The organism is Allobrachymonas wangyanguii, from assembly GCF_045055315.1.
Lineage (GTDB): Bacteria > Pseudomonadota > Gammaproteobacteria > Burkholderiales > Burkholderiaceae_C > Brachymonas > Brachymonas wangyanguii.
This window is the reverse complement of the sequence record NZ_CP173677.1, coordinates 2,083,712-2,099,495: the sequence shown is the minus strand read 5'-3', so window position 1 is coordinate 2,099,495 and position 15,784 is coordinate 2,083,712. Positions and strand designations below refer to the sequence as shown.

General features: G+C 65.0%; 15 protein-coding genes and 2 tRNA genes. 8 read left to right on the top strand and 9 right to left on the bottom strand.

The window, feature by feature from the left end; all coding sequences use genetic code 11:
* Nucleotides 1-61: 61 nt before the first annotated feature.
* The 6 genes from ACI3EV_RS10120 (at nt 62) to ACI3EV_RS10095 (ending at nt 4,410) form a co-directional block, all read left to right on the top strand.
* On the top strand, nt 62-931 hold the full coding sequence (locus tag ACI3EV_RS10120; protein ID WP_329769345.1) for an ABC transporter ATP-binding protein: 870 nt from the start codon (nt 62-64) through the stop codon (nt 929-931).
* Complete coding sequence (gene mlaE / locus ACI3EV_RS10115) at nt 928-1,707, top strand: lipid asymmetry maintenance ABC transporter permease subunit MlaE (protein ID WP_329769344.1); 780 nt, start codon at nt 928-930, stop codon at nt 1,705-1,707. The genes ACI3EV_RS10120 and mlaE overlap by 4 nt, the downstream gene beginning before the upstream one ends.
* 38 nt (nt 1,708-1,745) lie before the next feature.
* Nucleotides 1,746-2,288, top strand: a complete 543-nt coding sequence (gene mlaD / locus ACI3EV_RS10110) for an outer membrane lipid asymmetry maintenance protein MlaD (protein WP_329769342.1) — start codon at nt 1,746-1,748, stop codon at nt 2,286-2,288.
* 11 nt (nt 2,289-2,299) lie between these two features.
* A complete protein-coding gene (locus tag ACI3EV_RS10105) occupies nt 2,300-3,271 on the top strand; it encodes a VacJ family lipoprotein (protein WP_337690144.1) in 972 nt (323 codons plus the stop codon).
* Between the two features lie 187 nt (nt 3,272-3,458).
* Complete coding sequence (locus tag ACI3EV_RS10100) at nt 3,459-4,103, top strand: ABC transporter substrate-binding protein (RefSeq protein WP_329769338.1); 645 nt, start codon at nt 3,459-3,461, stop codon at nt 4,101-4,103.
* A 1-nt stretch (nt 4,104) separates the two neighbouring features.
* A complete protein-coding gene (locus ACI3EV_RS10095) occupies nt 4,105-4,410 on the top strand; it encodes an STAS domain-containing protein (RefSeq protein ID WP_329769337.1) in 306 nt (101 codons plus the stop codon).
* Between the two features lie 88 nt (nt 4,411-4,498).
* Here ACI3EV_RS10095 and ACI3EV_RS10090 read toward each other — a convergent pair whose 3' ends face one another.
* From ACI3EV_RS10090 to ACI3EV_RS10075, 4 genes are all read right to left on the bottom strand, one after another.
* Nucleotides 4,499-4,876: a hypothetical protein gene (locus ACI3EV_RS10090; protein ID WP_329769336.1), complete on the bottom strand. Its 378-nt coding sequence runs from the start codon at nt 4,874-4,876 to the stop codon at nt 4,499-4,501.
* A gap of 222 nt (nt 4,877-5,098) precedes the next feature.
* A complete protein-coding gene (locus ACI3EV_RS10085; RefSeq protein WP_329769335.1) occupies nt 5,099-5,788 on the bottom strand; it encodes a hypothetical protein in 690 nt (229 codons plus the stop codon).
* A 3-nt stretch (nt 5,789-5,791) separates the two neighbouring features.
* Complete coding sequence (locus ACI3EV_RS10080; protein WP_329769334.1) at nt 5,792-6,217, bottom strand: CoA-binding protein; 426 nt, start codon at nt 6,215-6,217, stop codon at nt 5,792-5,794.
* Nucleotides 6,218-6,241: 24 nt separating this feature from the next.
* A complete protein-coding gene (locus tag ACI3EV_RS10075; protein WP_337690150.1) occupies nt 6,242-8,458 on the bottom strand; it encodes a protein-disulfide reductase DsbD domain-containing protein in 2,217 nt (738 codons plus the stop codon).
* 139 nt (nt 8,459-8,597) lie between these two features.
* On the opposite strand from ACI3EV_RS10075, the gene ACI3EV_RS10070 reads away from it, so the two are divergent.
* Entirely contained in the window at nt 8,598-9,425 is an 828-nt protein-coding gene (locus ACI3EV_RS10070) for a creatininase family protein (RefSeq protein WP_337690152.1), read from the top strand.
* On the opposite strand, the gene ACI3EV_RS10065 is transcribed toward ACI3EV_RS10070, so the two are convergent.
* The 5 genes from ACI3EV_RS10065 to ACI3EV_RS10045 form a co-directional block, all read right to left on the bottom strand.
* Entirely contained in the window at nt 9,414-10,607 is a 1,194-nt protein-coding gene (locus ACI3EV_RS10065; protein WP_337690153.1) for a PLP-dependent aminotransferase family protein, read from the bottom strand. The genes ACI3EV_RS10070 and ACI3EV_RS10065 overlap by 12 nt on opposite strands.
* A gap of 195 nt (nt 10,608-10,802) precedes the next feature.
* Nucleotides 10,803-10,878, bottom strand: a tRNA-Thr gene (locus tag ACI3EV_RS10060).
* Nucleotides 10,879-10,940: 62 nt separating this feature from the next.
* Nucleotides 10,941-12,539, bottom strand: coding sequence for a phospholipase D family protein (locus ACI3EV_RS10055; protein ID WP_337690155.1), 1,599 nt, complete (start codon nt 12,537-12,539; stop codon nt 10,941-10,943).
* Between the two features lie 14 nt (nt 12,540-12,553).
* Entirely contained in the window at nt 12,554-14,437 is a 1,884-nt protein-coding gene (locus ACI3EV_RS10050; protein WP_337690157.1) for an ATP-binding cassette domain-containing protein, read from the bottom strand.
* Between the two features lie 180 nt (nt 14,438-14,617).
* A tRNA-Leu gene (locus ACI3EV_RS10045) sits at nt 14,618-14,704 on the bottom strand.
* A gap of 175 nt (nt 14,705-14,879) precedes the next feature.
* On the opposite strand from ACI3EV_RS10045, the gene cysM reads away from it, so the two are divergent.
* Entirely contained in the window at nt 14,880-15,782 is a 903-nt protein-coding gene (gene cysM, locus ACI3EV_RS10040) for a cysteine synthase CysM (protein ID WP_337690160.1), read from the top strand.
* The last annotated feature ends 2 nt before the right edge of the window (nt 15,783-15,784 follow it).

Below are 15,784 nucleotides of genomic sequence, written 5' to 3'. Positions count from 1 at the left end.
TGGCGCAACAGGTCAAGTCCTTGTACTGACTGCCAATCGGTAAAACTACTAAAATCGCGTGATGCAAGAAACTTCGCAACTTTCCCCACAGGCGGGAACGGAGCCGGCTGCGCCCTCGACGGCGCTGGTCGCGCTGCGGCATGTGCAGTTCGGCTATGACGGCGGGCGCAAGATCCTCGACGACGTATCGCTCGAAGTGCCGCGCGGCAAGGTCACGGCCATCATGGGCGCATCCGGTGGCGGCAAGACCACGGTGCTGCGCCTGATCGGTGGCCAGCAGCGCGCCCAGCAGGGCCAGGTGCTGCTCGGCGGCCAGGACGTCGGCCAGCTGTCGCATGCCGAGCTGTACAAGCTGCGTCGCCGCATGGGCATGCTGTTCCAGTTTGGCGCGCTGTTCACCGACATGAGCGTGTTCGAGAACGTGGCTTTCCCGCTGCGCGAGCACACCCGCATGCCCGAGGCCATGATTCGCGACATCGTGCTGATGAAGCTGCATGCCGTTGGCCTGCGTGGTGCGCGTGACCTGATGCCGAGCGAGATTTCCGGCGGCATGGCACGCCGCGTCGCGCTGGCACGCGCCATCGCGCTCGATCCCGAACTGGTCATGTACGACGAGCCTTTCGCCGGCCTGGACCCGATTTCACTGGGGACCATCGCGCGCCTGATCCGCCGCCTGAACGATTCCATGGGCCTGACCAGCATCATCGTGTCGCACGACCTGGAAGAGACTTTCCATATCGCCGACCACCTGGTGATCCTGGCCAATGGCGGCATTGCCGCCCAGGGCACGGCAGAAGAAATCCGCAACAGCAGTGATCCGCTGGTGCACCAGTTCGTGCACGCCGAGCCGGAAGGCCCGGTGCGTTTCCATTACCCCGGCCCCGATCTGGCGGCTGACCTGGGCCTGCGCGGCCGGAAGGGGCAGCCATGAGCCTGTTCAATCCCGCCGATATCGGCTTTGCGCTGCGCCAGCAACTGGTGCGTCTGGGTACCGGTGCGCGCCTGTTCGTGCGCCTGCTGCTCTCGCTCGGCGCCTGGAAGCGCCCCGGCCTGATCCGCGACCAGGTGTTCTTCCTGGGCAACTATTCCCTGTCCATCATCGCGGTGTCCGGCCTGTTTGTCGGCTTTGTGTTGGGGCTGCAGGGCTATTACATCCTCAAGAGCTTCGGCTCGGCCGAAACCGTCGGCCTGATGGTGGCGCTGAGCCTGCTGCGCGAACTGGGGCCGGTGGTCACCGGGCTGTTGTTTGCCGGCCGCGCCGGCACTTCGCTCACGGCTGAAATCGGCCTGATGAAAGCCGGCGAGCAGCTCGACGCCATGGAGATGATGGCGGTCAATCCGGTCAGCCGCATCCTGGCGCCGCGTTTCTGGGGCGGCATCATCGCCATGCCAGTGCTGGCGCTGATTTTCAGCGCGGTTGGCATCATCGGCGGCTGGCTGGTGGCGGTGCCGCTGATCGGGCTGGATGCCGGTGCCTTCTGGGGCCAGATGCAGGCCGGCGTCGACATCTGGGATGACATCGCCAATGGCGTGATCAAGAGCGTGGTGTTCGGCGTTGCCGTCACCTTCATCGCGCTGCTCGAGGGCTATACCGCCCGTCCCACGCCCGAAGGGGTTTCCCGCGCCACCACGCGTACCGTGGTGGTCGCTTCGCTGACCGTGCTGGGGCTGGACTTCCTGCTCACGGCGATGATGTTCGGCGCGTAACTCGACAAATCGACAAGACAAGCAAAGGAAGCGTGCACATGCAACGTTCAAAAATCGATATCTGGGTTGGCCTGTTCGTGATGCTGGGAGCGGCAGCCATGCTGTTCCTGGCGCTGCAGGCCGGCAATCTGCTGACCATTTCCCCGCGCGACGCCTATCAGGTGCGCGCCGAGTTCCAGGACATTGGCGGCCTGAAGCCACAAGCCGCGGTGAAGAGCTCCGGCGTGGTGGTGGGTCGTGTCAACCGCATCGAGTTTGACAACACCACCTACCAGGCCGTGGCCGTGCTGGACATGGACCAGAAATACCATTTTCCCGATGACAGCATGCTGAAGATCATGACCAGCGGCCTGCTGGGTGACCAGTACATCGGTATCGAAGCCGGCTATTCCGACAACCAGTGGGCCGATGGTGCCGTCATCGGCAACACCCAGTCTGCCGTGGTGCTGGAAAACCTGATCGGCCAGCTGATCAACAGCACGGCACTGGACTCTGCCAAGGCGGATGCCGCCAGCGGCGGTGATGCTGCGGATGGCAGCCTGCCCCCGGCCGATGAACCTGCCTCCGGAGCCAGCCAATAATGAACACCCCCATGACCTCCCGATCTTCCGGCCGCCTGCTGCTGACGGTCAGTCTGTCGGCCACGGCCTTGCTGGCCGGCTGCGCCACCGGCCCGGATGCGCATCCACGCGATCCGATGGAGCCGCTGAACCGCAGCGTCTACAAGTTCAACGATGCGCTGGACCGCGCCGTGCTGAAGCCGGCCGCCAAGGCCTATGACTTTGTCACGCCCAGCCCGGTACAGACCGGCGTGGACAACTTCTTCAACAACCTGTCGGATGCCTGGTCGACCGTCAACAGCCTGGCCCAGTTCAAGGGCCAGGAGGCGATGAACAGCTTCTGGCGCTTCACCATCAACTCCACGCTGGGCCTGGGTGGCCTGCTGGACATTGCCACGGAAGCGCAGATTCCGCGCGTCAAGCAGGATTTCGGCCTGACGCTGGCGCACTATGGCGTCCAGTCCGGCCCGTATGTGGTGCTGCCGCTGCTGGGCTCGTCCACGCTGCGCGACACCATCGCCCGTCCGGTCGACTCCTTCGGCAACCCGCTGGGCCACCTGGATGATGTCGGCGTGCGCAATGCGCTGTACGGCCTGGACGTGGTGAGCACGCGTGACAAGTACATGGAAGCCAGCGACCTGCGTGACCAGATCGCGCTCGATCCCTATGTTTTCACGCGCGATGCCTACCTGCAGAACCGCGATTCCCGCGTGACGGGCGCCGGCGCTGCTGGCGAAGGTGGTGAGGACGATGGCTACCTGCCACCGGTCGATGGCGACGATGCAGGCTATATTCCCCCAGCCGACGAAGGGGCGGCTGCTGCCGTGACGCCAGAGGTACCGGCCGCGGACGAAGCCGCCACGGCCGCACCCATGCCGGTGGTACGCACTGCCAACCCGGATGCACGCACCGAACTGCTGCCCGTGGCGGGCGCGCCTGGCAGCACCATCCGCATGACGGTGGAGCCGCTGGCGGCGGGAACTGCAGCTTCCGTACAACCCTGAAGCGTGGTGCAGGCGCAACAAGCGCGTCCAGATGTGACAGACAGGCGCATCGGATTAGCAGCTTGTTGCAACTGGTCCGGCGCCGGACCGGAACCTGCGGCACCATGAGCCATCCAACAAATACCTGAGCCGTGGAGGGAGGGCGAATGCCCGGACCACGGCCCGTAATGAACAAGGAGAAATCGCAATGATGAATCGTCGTAGCCTGAACAAGTCCCTGGGTGCACTGGCTGGTGCCGTGCTGGCCGGTGGTGCCCTGACGCTGCCCGCCAGCGTGCTGGCTGCCGATCTGGGTCCGCAGGCCATGGTCGAGAAGGTGGCGGGTGACATCCTGTCCGCCATCAAGGCCGACAAGTCGGTGCAGGGCGGTGACGTCAACCGCATCATGGCGCTGGTGGACAGCCGCGTCATGCCGCATGTGAACTTCGAGCGCATGATGGGCACTGCCGTGGGTCCGGCCTGGCGCCAGGCCACGCCTGCCCAGAAGAAGCAGGTGCAGGACGAGTTCAAGAAGCTGCTGGTGCGTACCTACGCCGGTGCCTTCAAGCTGGCCGGCAACCGCTCGCTCAAGGTGCTGCCGGTGCGTGCTACCGGCAACGACGTGCTGGTGCGCAGCGAGCTGATGGGCAGCTCCACCCCGGCCAAGATCGACTACCGTCTGGAAAAGGCGCCCAACAGCGCACTGGGCTGGCGTGTCTACAACATCGCCATCGAAGGAATCTGGCAGGTCAACTCCTACCAGCAGCAGTTTGCCCCGATCGTGCGTGCCAAGGGCATCAATGGCCTGATCGCCTCGCTGCAGCAGCAGAACCGCGAACTGGCTGGCAAGTAAGATGGCACAGCCGGATCAAGCCGCCATGCTGGCGCTGCCAGCCGAAGTGACCATGGCCAATGCCCGCCAGGTGCAGCAGGACCTGCTGGCGCGCTGCAGGCAGCTCCAGGGTGCTGATGCGGTCCGGGTGCAGGCAGGGGCGCTGACGCGCTTCGATTCCTCGGTGCTGGCCGTGCTGCTGGAGCTGGAGCGTGCCACCGGAGGCCGGCTGGAGCTGGAACAGGTGCCGCAGCGGCTCGAATCGCTGGCGCAGCTGTATGGCGTGGATGCGCTGCTCTGGCCTGATTCGGCCGTAGTGGCTTCCTGACGCCGGCAACGGCACACAAAAAAGCGACCTGCTACCAGGTCGCTTTTTTCATGGGCTGGCCAGGCACAAGGCGTGGCACAGCACCGGCTTACTTGTCGGCCGACTTGCGCTTGGCAGGAGCCTTGGCCTTGGCCGGCTTCTTCTCGGCAGCGGCTTCAGCAGGCTGGGCATCAGCTGCAGCTGCGTTGTTGGTATCGCTTTCCGTGCTGGCAGCGGTGCTGCCATTGCCGGTCGCCTGACGCGAGGTGTCCAGCAGCTTGGACTTGCCGGCGTAGTGGCGGTCCAGACGCCATTCCTGCAGGATTTGCAGGGCGATCTTGAAGTTGCTGTAGTCCAGCAGGTAGATGTCAGCGATCGGGAAATCGGCTTCGGATTCGAGTGCCAGCACCAGACGGGACAGGGTGACGGCACTGGGGTCGGCCGGGTTGGCCTTGATGAATTTTCGCGCTTCCTTGATGGCACGCATGTTGTTTTCCCTTCCGGACTGTGCTGCAGTCCTGTTTCATGTGGCTATTGCGAAAGAATTCTACCGGGCTGGCTGGCCTCACGGCAGGGGGTGTCACAAATGTGTAACTTGAATTTCTCAGAGCGAGGTCACGCCTCAGCGTTGCACTGTAAATGGAATACTAGGCACTCAATATGACAATTTCGTGAATACCTGCAAGATTGGTGTAATGACAAGGTCTTGTCACGCATCGGTATAGACGATGCGGATATGCGGCACCACAGTAACACCGGGTTGCTTGGCCAGGAAATCGCGCAGGAACTCGGTCAGCTTCTTTTCGCACAGGGCGACCACGGCCGGTTCGGCGGCCAGCCGTTCGCCCTGGGCCTGGGCCTGGCGTGCGGCCTGGGCATACAGGTCGATCACGGCAGCTTTCTCGTCGGTGAACAGGCCACCGGACAGGATCTGGTAGCGCAGGTCACGTACGGCGGGCGTTGCCACCAGGCGCGGCTTTTTCAGTCGCACTTCGATGTCTGTCGCGGTCGGGCGGATATCGTACTGGCCGGGCTGCAGGTCGTAGCCAAACGGGTATTCGGCGGTGTACCAGATCGCCACGGTACCGGTGGACGGAATGCCGAGGATGTTGCGCTCCAGCACCTGGGTCACGCCTTCGGCGCGCACCATGGTGGCGGTGAGCAGCTTGACCTGGGCTTCCAGGGTCTGCTTGCTGACGCTCAGGTAGCTGGTGTAGCGCGAGTAGCCCAGCAGTTCCTTGTGCTGGCGCGTCACTTCCTGTTCCAGGATCTGCGCCTGCAACGTGCGCTGATCCAGCTGGGGTGAGAGCCACCACCAGCTCAGGCCAGCCCCGGCCAGCAGCGCGGCAGCAACCGGCACAGCCAGCAGCCAGCGCGAGCGACCGGTGCCTGCCGCCATGCCTCAGTCCAGCAGGGCGTGTTCGATCTTGGTGCACTTGTCGCGCACCACCTGAAGGCCGGCATCGGCGGCCTTCTGCTCAGCCTCCGGGTGGGAGATGGCCAGTTGCAGCCAGAGCGTCTTGGCACCAATGGCGATGGCCTGGTCGGCGACCGGCGGCACGTCCTCGCTGCGGCGGAATACGTCCACCATGTCGATCGGGGCTTCGCCAGCGGCTTGCAGGGCCGCAGCGGCAGCCGGCAGGTCTGCATAAACGGTTTCGCCCAGCAGTTGCTGGCCAGCCAGCAGCGGATTGACCGGCACGATGCGGTAGCCGTGCTTTTGCAGGTAGTGGGCGACCTCGTGGCTGGCGCGATGCGGCTTGTCGGACATGCCGACAATGGCAATGGTGCGGTCGTTTTCCAGAATCTGGCGGATGCGATCGGTCATGGAGGTCTCCTTGGTTGGTGGTGCTTATGACAAGGCAGATAAGGCCTGCTGCACGTTTTCCAAGCGCAGGATTTCGGTCAGGATCTGCGGCTGTTGCGGTTGGGCCGGGTCATGCAGCACATACACGGGCACGCCGTTGCGCCCCAACGCATTCAGCGAAGCCGTGATGGCCGGGTCGTTACGGGTCCAGTCGGCGCGCAGCAGCAGCACCTTGTGCGCCTGCACCGCCTGCAGGAATTCCGGTGTGGACAGCACGGTCTGCTTGTTGAACTGACAGGTGATGCACCAGGCGGCGGTGTAGTCGACAAATACCGGCTGGCCCGCAGCCAGTGCCTGTTGCACGCGGGCCTCTGACCAGGGCTCCCAGCTGGCATCGGCAGCCGTGGCGGTGCTGGCGACTGGTGTCGCCAGGCGCGCGCCATGCTGCCAGCCCAGCCAGGCCAGCGCCAGCGCAAATACGCCGGCCAGCCACCAGCGGCCGCGACCGGGCAGCGTCAGTGCCCAGACCAGCGCGCTGCCGATCAGCAGCAGCGCCAGCAGTGTGACCGCTCCATTGATGCCGCTTTGCTGGCCCAGCACCCAGACCAGCCAGAGCACCGTGGCCAGCATCGGGAAGGCCAACAGCTGGCGGAAGGTCTGCATCCACGCGCCGGGGCGCGGCATCCAGCGCAGCAGCGACGGGAACAGGCACAGCAGCAGGATCGGCAGTGCCAGCCCCAGGCCGAGCAGCGCAAACAGCAGCATCGCCTGCCAGGCCGGCAGGTTGATCGCCAGACCCATGGAGGCTCCCATGAAGGGGGCGGTACAGGGCGATGCCACCACCACCGCCAGCACGCCGGACAGGAAGGCATCGGTGACCGGATGGCGCTCCTTGTCGCTGTTGCGCGATCCCAAGGAGAGCAGCTGGCCAAACTCGAACAGGCCGGACAGGTTGAGCGCAATCAGCGTGAACAGTGCGGCCAGGCCGGCTACCATCCACGGATTCTGCAGCTGGAAGCCCCAGCCCAGTTGTTCGCCGGCAGCGCGCAACGCCAGCAGCAGCACACCCAGCAGCAATACGCTGGCCAGCACGCCCAGCGTATAGGCGATGCCGCTGACGCGCAGCGCCGAGGGGCTGTGGGCGTGGCGCGCAAAGCCCATCACCTTGATCGCCAGCACCGGGAACACGCAGGGCATCAGGTTCAACAGCAGGCCGCCGAGCAGGGCACCGCCCAGTGCCAGCAGCAGCGATACCGGGGCCACACTGGTCGTTGTGGCAGGCGCATTCTGGCCGGCCTGCAGCGCGGCCGCCAGCTCGGGCGACAGGCCGGTCACCTGCTGCAGCGCTGGCCACTCGCCTTGTACCGGGGCGCTGGCCAGCACGCCGGCGCTATCGGCGGCATTGCGGATCACGCCCTTGGCATCGGTATCGGCCTGCGGCACCAGCACCACGGACAGCGTTTCCGGACTGGTGGAGCGGAAGGCCTGCAGCGGGACGGTCAACTGCCAGGTTCCCTGATCCCAGCGCTGCTCACCAGCAGCGGCTGGCTGGGTGATGCCGAAATCTTCCGGGTACAGGTTGAGTGGCTTGCCCTGCCAGTCGGCCGGCAGCTGGCTGGCTTCAAAGCGGATCGTGCTGTCCTGTGGCTGCACCTGCGCCTTGACCTGCACCTTGGCCTGGGCCTGCGGCACCTGCTGCAGCGTGGCATCGAACAGGGCGGCATGGCTGGCGATGGACTGCTGCACCGGCAGCGTGATCGCGAACGTGCCGCTTTGCGGAATGCACTCGACGCGGCACACCAGCCAGGAGGCTTCCAGCTGCACGCGCAGCGGCTGCTGCGGGGTATTCGCCAGTGTCAGCGGCACTGGCAGCAGCACGCTGGCATCGTAGCCATAGTTGGCCAGATGGCCGATCGGGAACTTGCTCGGCATGGGCCACTGGATCTCGCCGGCCGTGACGCCGGGCGGCAGGCTCCACTCCAGCGTGGTGGCCTGGCCGCTGTCGCCGGGGTTTTTCCAGTAGGTGTGCCAGTCGGGCTGGTGCGTCAGCTGCAGGCCGAGCCAGACCGGCTTGCCGGCCATCACGCCTTCGGGAGCATGCGCCAGCAGACGCGCCTGCACCTGGTCAGTACGGACTTCGGTAGTGTCCGCGATCGGATTGGACTGCGCCTGGCTGGCACCGGCCAGCAGGCCCAGGGCGGCCAGTCCGGCACCCGCCAGACGGCGCAAATGGCGGGAAAATTCGGGAGAAATCACAGGCATGGAATGGTTGTCGTCTTGGTTCTGGCCAAACAGCCGGCCGCGTCCACAAGGACAAGCCATTATCGCGGCAAGCCTGCTGGTGCCGGAAGCCGGCCGGCAAAGGCCTGTGCAGGCATGGCGCTTTCGGTATCATGCAGGCATGCAAGATAATGCCTCCACCGCCTTTCCGCGTTTCTGGGCCGATGCCATCAGCGCCGACTTTGCCCGGCTGGACAAGGCGCGTGCCATCGCCGTATTGCCGGTGGCGGCGATCGAGCAGCACGGGCCGCATCTCCCGCTGCGCGTGGACGCAGCGCTGGCCGATGGCATGGTGCAGGCGACCCTGCCCTGGCTGCCGCAACAGCTGCCGGCCGTGTTCCTGCCCACGCAGGCGATTGGCTACAGCCCGGAACACACGGCGTTTGCCGGCACGCTCACGCTCAAGGCCGAGACCGTGATCCGGCTCTGGACCGAGATTGCCGAATGCGTGCATGCCAGTGGCGTGCGCAAGCTGGTGCTGTTCAACACGCATGGCGGCAATGTTGGCCTGCTGGATGCGGTGGCGCGCGACCTGCGTGCACGGCTGGGCATGCTGGTCTACAGCTGCAGCTGGTTCAACCTGCCGCTGGGCGCGGCCGGTGGCGCGTTTGATGAGCATGAACACCGTTTTGGCATCCACGCCGGTGCCACCGAAACCAGCCTGATGCAGGCACTGCACCCGGAGCTGGTGCGCAGCGAAGCCATTCAGGACTTTGCCAGCAGTTCCGAATATCGCGCCGAACACTTTCCGCTGCTGGGCAACGGCCGCAGCGCCAAGCTGGCCTGGCAGATGCAGGATTACCACCCGCTGGGCGCTGCCGGCAAGGCGACGCAGGCCAGTGCCGCCAAAGGCCAGGCGCTATTGGAGGCGGTGGGGCAGGGACTGGCCAGCCTGCTGCAGGAAATCGACCGCTTGCCGGCCGATACCCTGCGTGACTTAGCTGGCTGAACGGCGCGCGTCCAGCGACTCGTTGACCGTGCGTGCCAGCTGGGCAATGCCGCGATCGATCTCTTCCGCACTGGCGGTGACAAAGCTCAGGCGCATGGTGCGTACGTCGGCATTGTTCTCGTAGAAGGCGGCACCCGGTACATAGGCAACGCCGTGCTGCACCGCCAGCGGCAGCATGTGCGTGCTGTCCAGGCCTTCGGGCAGGCGCAGCCACAGGAACATGCCACCGCGCGGCACGTTCCAGGTCACGCCTTCGGGCATGTGGCGGCGCAGCGCATCCAGCATCGCCTGGCACTGGTCGCGATAGAGCTGGCGCGTACGCTGCAGGTGGCCGTCGAGGAAGCCGGGGCGTGACAGCACTTCGTAGGCCAGGCGCTGGTTCAGCGTCGGGCTGTGCAGGTCGGCCGCCTGCTTGGCCTGCAGCAGCTTGGGATAGACATGGTCCGGTGCCACCACATAGCCCAGGCGCAGGCCCGGTGCCAGCACCTTGGAGAACGAGCCCAGATACAGGCTCTGTTCCGGCAGCAGGCTGCTGATCGGAGCCGGCGGTGGGTTGTCGAACCAGAGTTCACCATAGGGGTTGTCTTCGACCACCGGCAGGCCGAGGGCATTTAGCGAACTCGCCAGCTCTTCGCGGCGGCTGGCAGACAGCGTCAGGCCGGTCGGGTTCTGGAAGGTGGGCAGCAGATAGAGGAAGCGTGCGCCGTAGCGCAGCTGTTCGCGTTCCATGGCGGCAATCTGCACGCCCTGGTCATCATTGGGCAGGCCGATCACCTCGGGCTCGAACACCGAGAAGGCCTGCAGCGCACCCAGATAGGTCGGCGTCTGCGTCATGACGCGGCTGCCCATGTCCAGCATGACCTTGCCGACCAGATCCAGCGCCTGCTGCGAGCCGGTGGTGATCAGCACCTGATCCGGATGCACCTGCCAGGGCAGCGAGGCCGCCACCCACTCGCGCAGCGGGGCAAAGCCTTCGCTGGAAGAATACTGCAGCGCCGCACGCGGATGCTCGCTCATCACCTTGTCAAAAGCCTCGCGGAACTCCTGCACCGGGAACGCCTGCGGCGAGGGCAGGCCGCCAGCAAAGCTGATGATGTCCGGACGCTCCGTCACCTTGAGAATCTCGCGGATGATGGACGGTGTCATGGCGGCTGCGCGGTTGGCGTATTGCCAGCTCTTCATGGGGGCTCCTTGTGTTCCTGCTGCGGGGCTATTTATGGCAATGATTGTAGGCTGCGACACGTGTTTGTGGGTATTGCTGACGCGTGGCAATTGCCAAATAGTGCAGCCTTGTCGTGCTGGATACGGACGACAAAAAAGCCAGTTCCTTGTGGGAAACTGGCTTTTCTGAGGGATTCTGTTGGAATCCGAATGGGGTGGTGCCGGCTGCCGGAATCGAACTGGCGACCTACGCGTTACGAGTGCGTTGCTCTACCAACTGAGCTAAGCCGGCGTACTGCATCAGATGCAGTGAAGCGTTAATTATAGCCTATTTGCCGGGTTGCAGGCCAGATGTCACAGCAATTCGTCGGGAGCCAGCGGTGAAATAATCCACAAAATCGAGCGCAACAAGGCACTGCTGTCGGGGTCCTGGTGCTGGTCTGGCCCGCTGCCCGGCGGTTGCAACTGCCACAGCAGGCTGCCATCGGGCTGCTGCAGCACTTTCCAGGTGCCGTTGTCGAGCAGCGGCTGCATGCGTTCGGTGATCTCGCGTGACAGCGCGCGGCTGCGGATGATCAGCGCCACTTCGGTATTCTGCAGCTTGGAGCGCAGGTCCAGGTTCATCGAGCCGATGCTGAGGATGCGACCATCCACGATCACCAGCTTGGAGTGCAGGCTGGCGCGGCTGGGGGAACCGGAGGAGCCGAAGGCCGAGCGCACCGAAGACTGCTGCAGGGCGCGCATTTCGTAGAGCTGCACGCCCAGCGCGAGCAGGCGCTCACGGTAGCGCGCGTAGCCGATATGGGCAAAGGCCGCATCGGTGGACGAGAGCGAGTTGGTCAGCACCACGATCTTCACGCCGCGCTGGCGCAGTTCGGCGAAGCGCTCCATCATCTTGTCGCCTGGCACAAAGTAGGGCGACACAATCGTGATCTGCTGGCGCGCCTGCTGCATCATGTCCAGCAGGCCCTCGACCACGGTCGGGACGTCATCGCTGCTGTGGTCTTCCGGATCCAGCTTGGCCGGGCTGTCGCTCAGCAGCACGCTGGGGGCCCAGATCCAGGGCTGGCTGGCCAGTTCCATGGCTTGTGGGAAACTGCGCTGCGCCGGCGTTGTCTGTGTCGGGCCGATGCCGTGGCTGTCCGCTGCCGGTTCGCTGCTGCCGGAGGCCGGCGTCAGGGCGGCGATTTCCTTCTTGCTCAACAGTGTTTCCACCGGGTAGGCGAGCGGATTGTTCCAGTACTTGTCAAAGCTGGCCGACATGGCGCGTACCTGCTGGCCGGTGGCCAGTACGTCCAGATCGATGAAGTTGCTGCGATCGCCCTGGCCGAAGTAGACATCGCCCAGGTTGCGGCCACCCGTGATGCCGAAGGCGTTGTCGGCCAGGAACAGCTTGTTGTGCATGCGGTGCTGCATGCGCTTGAAATCGTGCAGCGAGCTCAGGATGCGCAAAAAGCCATTGCTGCGAGGTCCGCGGATCGGGTTGAACAGGCGGATTTCCACGCCGGGTACAAAGGCCAGCTGCAGCACCTGGGCGTCCGGCCCCTGGGTATTGAAATCGTCCAGCAGGATGCGCACGCGCACGCCGCGTGCTGCCGCCTCGCGCACCGCCAGCAGCAGTTCGCGCGTGGAGGCATCGGCATGGATGGCGTAGTACTGCAGGTCCAGCGTGCGTTGGGCTTGCTGCGTCAGGGCGAGCCGGGCAGAAAAGGCGGTATCGGCACTGCCGAGCAGGCGGAAGCCGGTGGTGTGGCGGCTGCCGGATTGCTGGCGCAGCTGGCCGGCCAGCTGGCCCAGCGGCGTGGCCTGCTGCATCGGCAAGGCGTAGGAGGGCGTCTGCTGGTCATTGGCCGGCAGGTTGGCGCAGCCGCCCAGCACCAGCAACAGACCCAGCAGCCATGCCAGCAGCCAGCGTGGCTGGCGTGAGATGGGAGCGTGCGAGTGGGCGGGCATGGCAGTCCAGGAGATTAGCCGATTTCACCCAGGATTTCCCAGCGCTCCAGCGCGGTCATCAGGGCTTCCTCAATCTCGGTATCGCGCGCCTGCAATGCCAGTGCGCGCTCCAGATTGCTGCTGTAGAGCGTGCCGTCGGCCAGTTCGGCCTGGATGGCAGCCTGTTCGGTCTCCAGCGATTCGATCAGCGCCGGCAGGGCGTCCAGCTCGCGCTGTTCCTTGTAGCTGAGCTTGCGCTTGCCGCTACGCGGCGCGGCCGGGATAGCGCTGTCGGCGGCGGCAGGCTTGCTGGCTGCCGGTTTCGGTTCGGCGCTGCGTGCCAGTTCGGCGGCGCGCTGCGATTGCGTCAGCCAGTCCTGCACGCTGCCTTCGTATTCGCGCCAGCGGCCATCGCCTTCGTTGACGATGGTGCTGGTCACCACGTTGTCGAGGAATTCGCGGTCGTGGCTGACCAGGAATACCGTGCCTTCGTAGTTCTGCAGCAGCTCTTCCAGCAGCTCCAGCGTATCGATATCGAGGTCGTTGGTGGGCTCGTCGAGCACCAGCACGTTGGCCGGGCGCGCAAACAGGCGCGCCAGCAGCAGGCGGTTGCGTTCGCCACCGGACAGGCTGCGTACCGGCGAGGCGGCGCGCGCCGGGCTGAACAGGAAATCGCCCAGATAGCTTTTCACGTGCTGCTTGCGGCTGCCGATCTCGATCCACTCGCTGCCCGGGCTGATGAAATCTTCCAGCGTGGCATCCATGTCGATGCTGGCGCGCATCTGGTCAAAGTAGGCGACCTGCAGGTTGGCGCCTTGGCGCACGCTGCCGCTGTCCGGCGCGATTTCGCCGAGGACCAGCTTCAGCAGCGTGGTCTTGCCGGCGCCGTTGGCGCCGATCAGGCCAACCTTGTCGCCGCGCAGGATGGTGGCGCTGAAATCACGCACGATGCTGCGCTCGCCATAGGCCTTGCTGACCTCTTTCAGCTCGGCCACGATCTTGCCGCTGGGCACGCTGCTGTCCACGTCCAGCCGTACCCGGCCCACCGCTTCGCGCCGCTGTGCCCGGGCATCGCGCAGCTGGTGCAGGCGCGCCACGCGGCTCTGGCTGCGCGTGCGGCGCGCTTCCACGCCCTTGCGGATCCATACTTCTTCCTGCGCCAGCAGCTTGTCGGCGCGTGCGTTGATGACGGCCTCTTGCGCCAGCTGTTCTTCCTTGAGGATCTGGTACTGCGCGAAGTTGCCGGGGTAGCTGCTCAGGTGGCCGCGATCCAGCTCCACGATGCGGGTACAGACGGCATCGAGAAAGGCGCGGTCGTGGCTGATCGTGACGACGCTGCCTCGGAAGTTCTTCAGCAGGTCTTCCAGCCAGAGGATGGAATCCATGTCCAGGTGGTTGGTCGGCTCGTCCAGCAGCAGCACGTCGGGGCGTGTGACCAGTGCCTGCGCCAGCGCCACGCGCTTGCGTGTGCCGCCTGACAGGTCACCCACGATGGCGGCGCCATCCAGCCGCAGGCGCTGCAGGGTTTCTTCCACGCGCTGTTCCCAGGTCCAGCCGTCCAGCGCCTCGATGCGGCCCTGCAGCTGGTCCAGCGTGTGCGTGTCGGTGGTCTGCAGATAGCGTTCGCGCAGTTCCAGCACCTCGGCCAGGCCGGCGCTGACCGCTTCGAACACCGTGTGCTGCGGATCCAGTAGCGGTTCCTGTGCCACATAGACGACACGCACGCCTTGCTGCAGCTGCAGGTTGCCGTCGTCGGCCTGCTCCAGCCTGCCCAGGATGCGCAGCAGCGAGGACTTGCCGGCGCCATTGCGGCCGATCAGGCCGACGCGCTCACCGGTTTCGAGGGAAAAATCTGCGCCATCCAGCAGGGCCACGTGGCCAAAAGCCAGATGCGCGTTCAACAGGGTAATCAGTGCCATGGCGGGATTATGCGGCCTGCGGCCGGCAGACGGTAGAAGGGCTTGCACCCACGGTCATGCCACCGGCAACTGGGCAGGGGGCGGACAGACGGTGTGGAAGGGCGGGCATGGTGGCGCGCTGCAGGCAGGCGCATGCCGAAAGAGAGGTGGTGACGCCAGCCTGGAAGTAGGCCGTGCGCTTGGTGCCCCGGGTCGGACTCGAACCGACAAGCTATCGCTAGCGGGGGATTTTGAATCCCCTGTGTCTACCAATTCCACCACCGGGGCTTGTGAAGCCCTCCATTGTGCCATAGGTGTGACACTGCCTGCAGCAGAAATTGCAGTCCGTTCCGGCGATTCCGTGTGCGTGGCGATGCGCGCGGTAGACCTATCCGGCGTGCGGTTCCGGCACCGGAAGTAGAATCGGGCAAAGCGATTGATTTCCCTACCCAGAACAGCTCCCATGACCTATCCCACCATCGAACAGTTCATCGGCAATACCCCGCTGGTGGCGCTGCAGCGCATTGGCGCGCAAGAAAATGCCGCACGCGGCAACATCATCCTGGGCAAGCTTGAAGGCAACAACCCGGCCGGTTCGGTGAAGGACCGCGCAGCGCTGTCCATGATCATGCAGGCCGAGGCACGCGGCGAGATCCGCCCGGGCGACACCCTGATCGAGGCCACCAGTGGCAACACCGGCATCGCGCTGGCCATGGTGGCGGCGATCCGTGGCTACCGCATGCTGCTGATCATGCCGGAAGACCTGAGCATCGAGCGTGCGCAAAGCATGCGCGCCTATGGCGCCGAGCTGATCCTCACGCCCAAGAGCGGCGGCATGGAATACGCGCGCGACCTGGCGCTGCAGATGCAGGCCGACGGCAAGGGCAAGGTGCTGGACCAGTTTGGCAACCACGACAACCCGCTGATGCACTACCAGACCACCGGCCCGGAAATTTGGCGTGATACCGGTGGCCGCGTGACCCACTTTGTCAGCGCCATGGGCACGACCGGCACCATCACTGGCGTGAGCCGCTACCTGAAAGAGCAGAATCCGGACGTGCGCATCATCGGGGCACAACCGGCCGAAGGCTCGCGCATTCCCGGCATCCGCAAGTGGCCGGAAGAATACATGCCCAGCATCTACGATGCCAGCCTGGTGGATGAGCAGATTTCCGTAACCCAGGCCGATGCCGAAGACATGTGCCGCCAACTGGCGCGTGAAGAGGGCATTTTTGCCGGTATTTCCGCGGCGGGCGCGCTGTGGGTGGCCCAGCAGGTGGCCGCCACCGTGCGTGATGCCACCATCGTGTTCGTGGTCTGTGACCGCGGCGACCGCTATCTTTCTACCGGTGTCTTCCCGGCCTGACC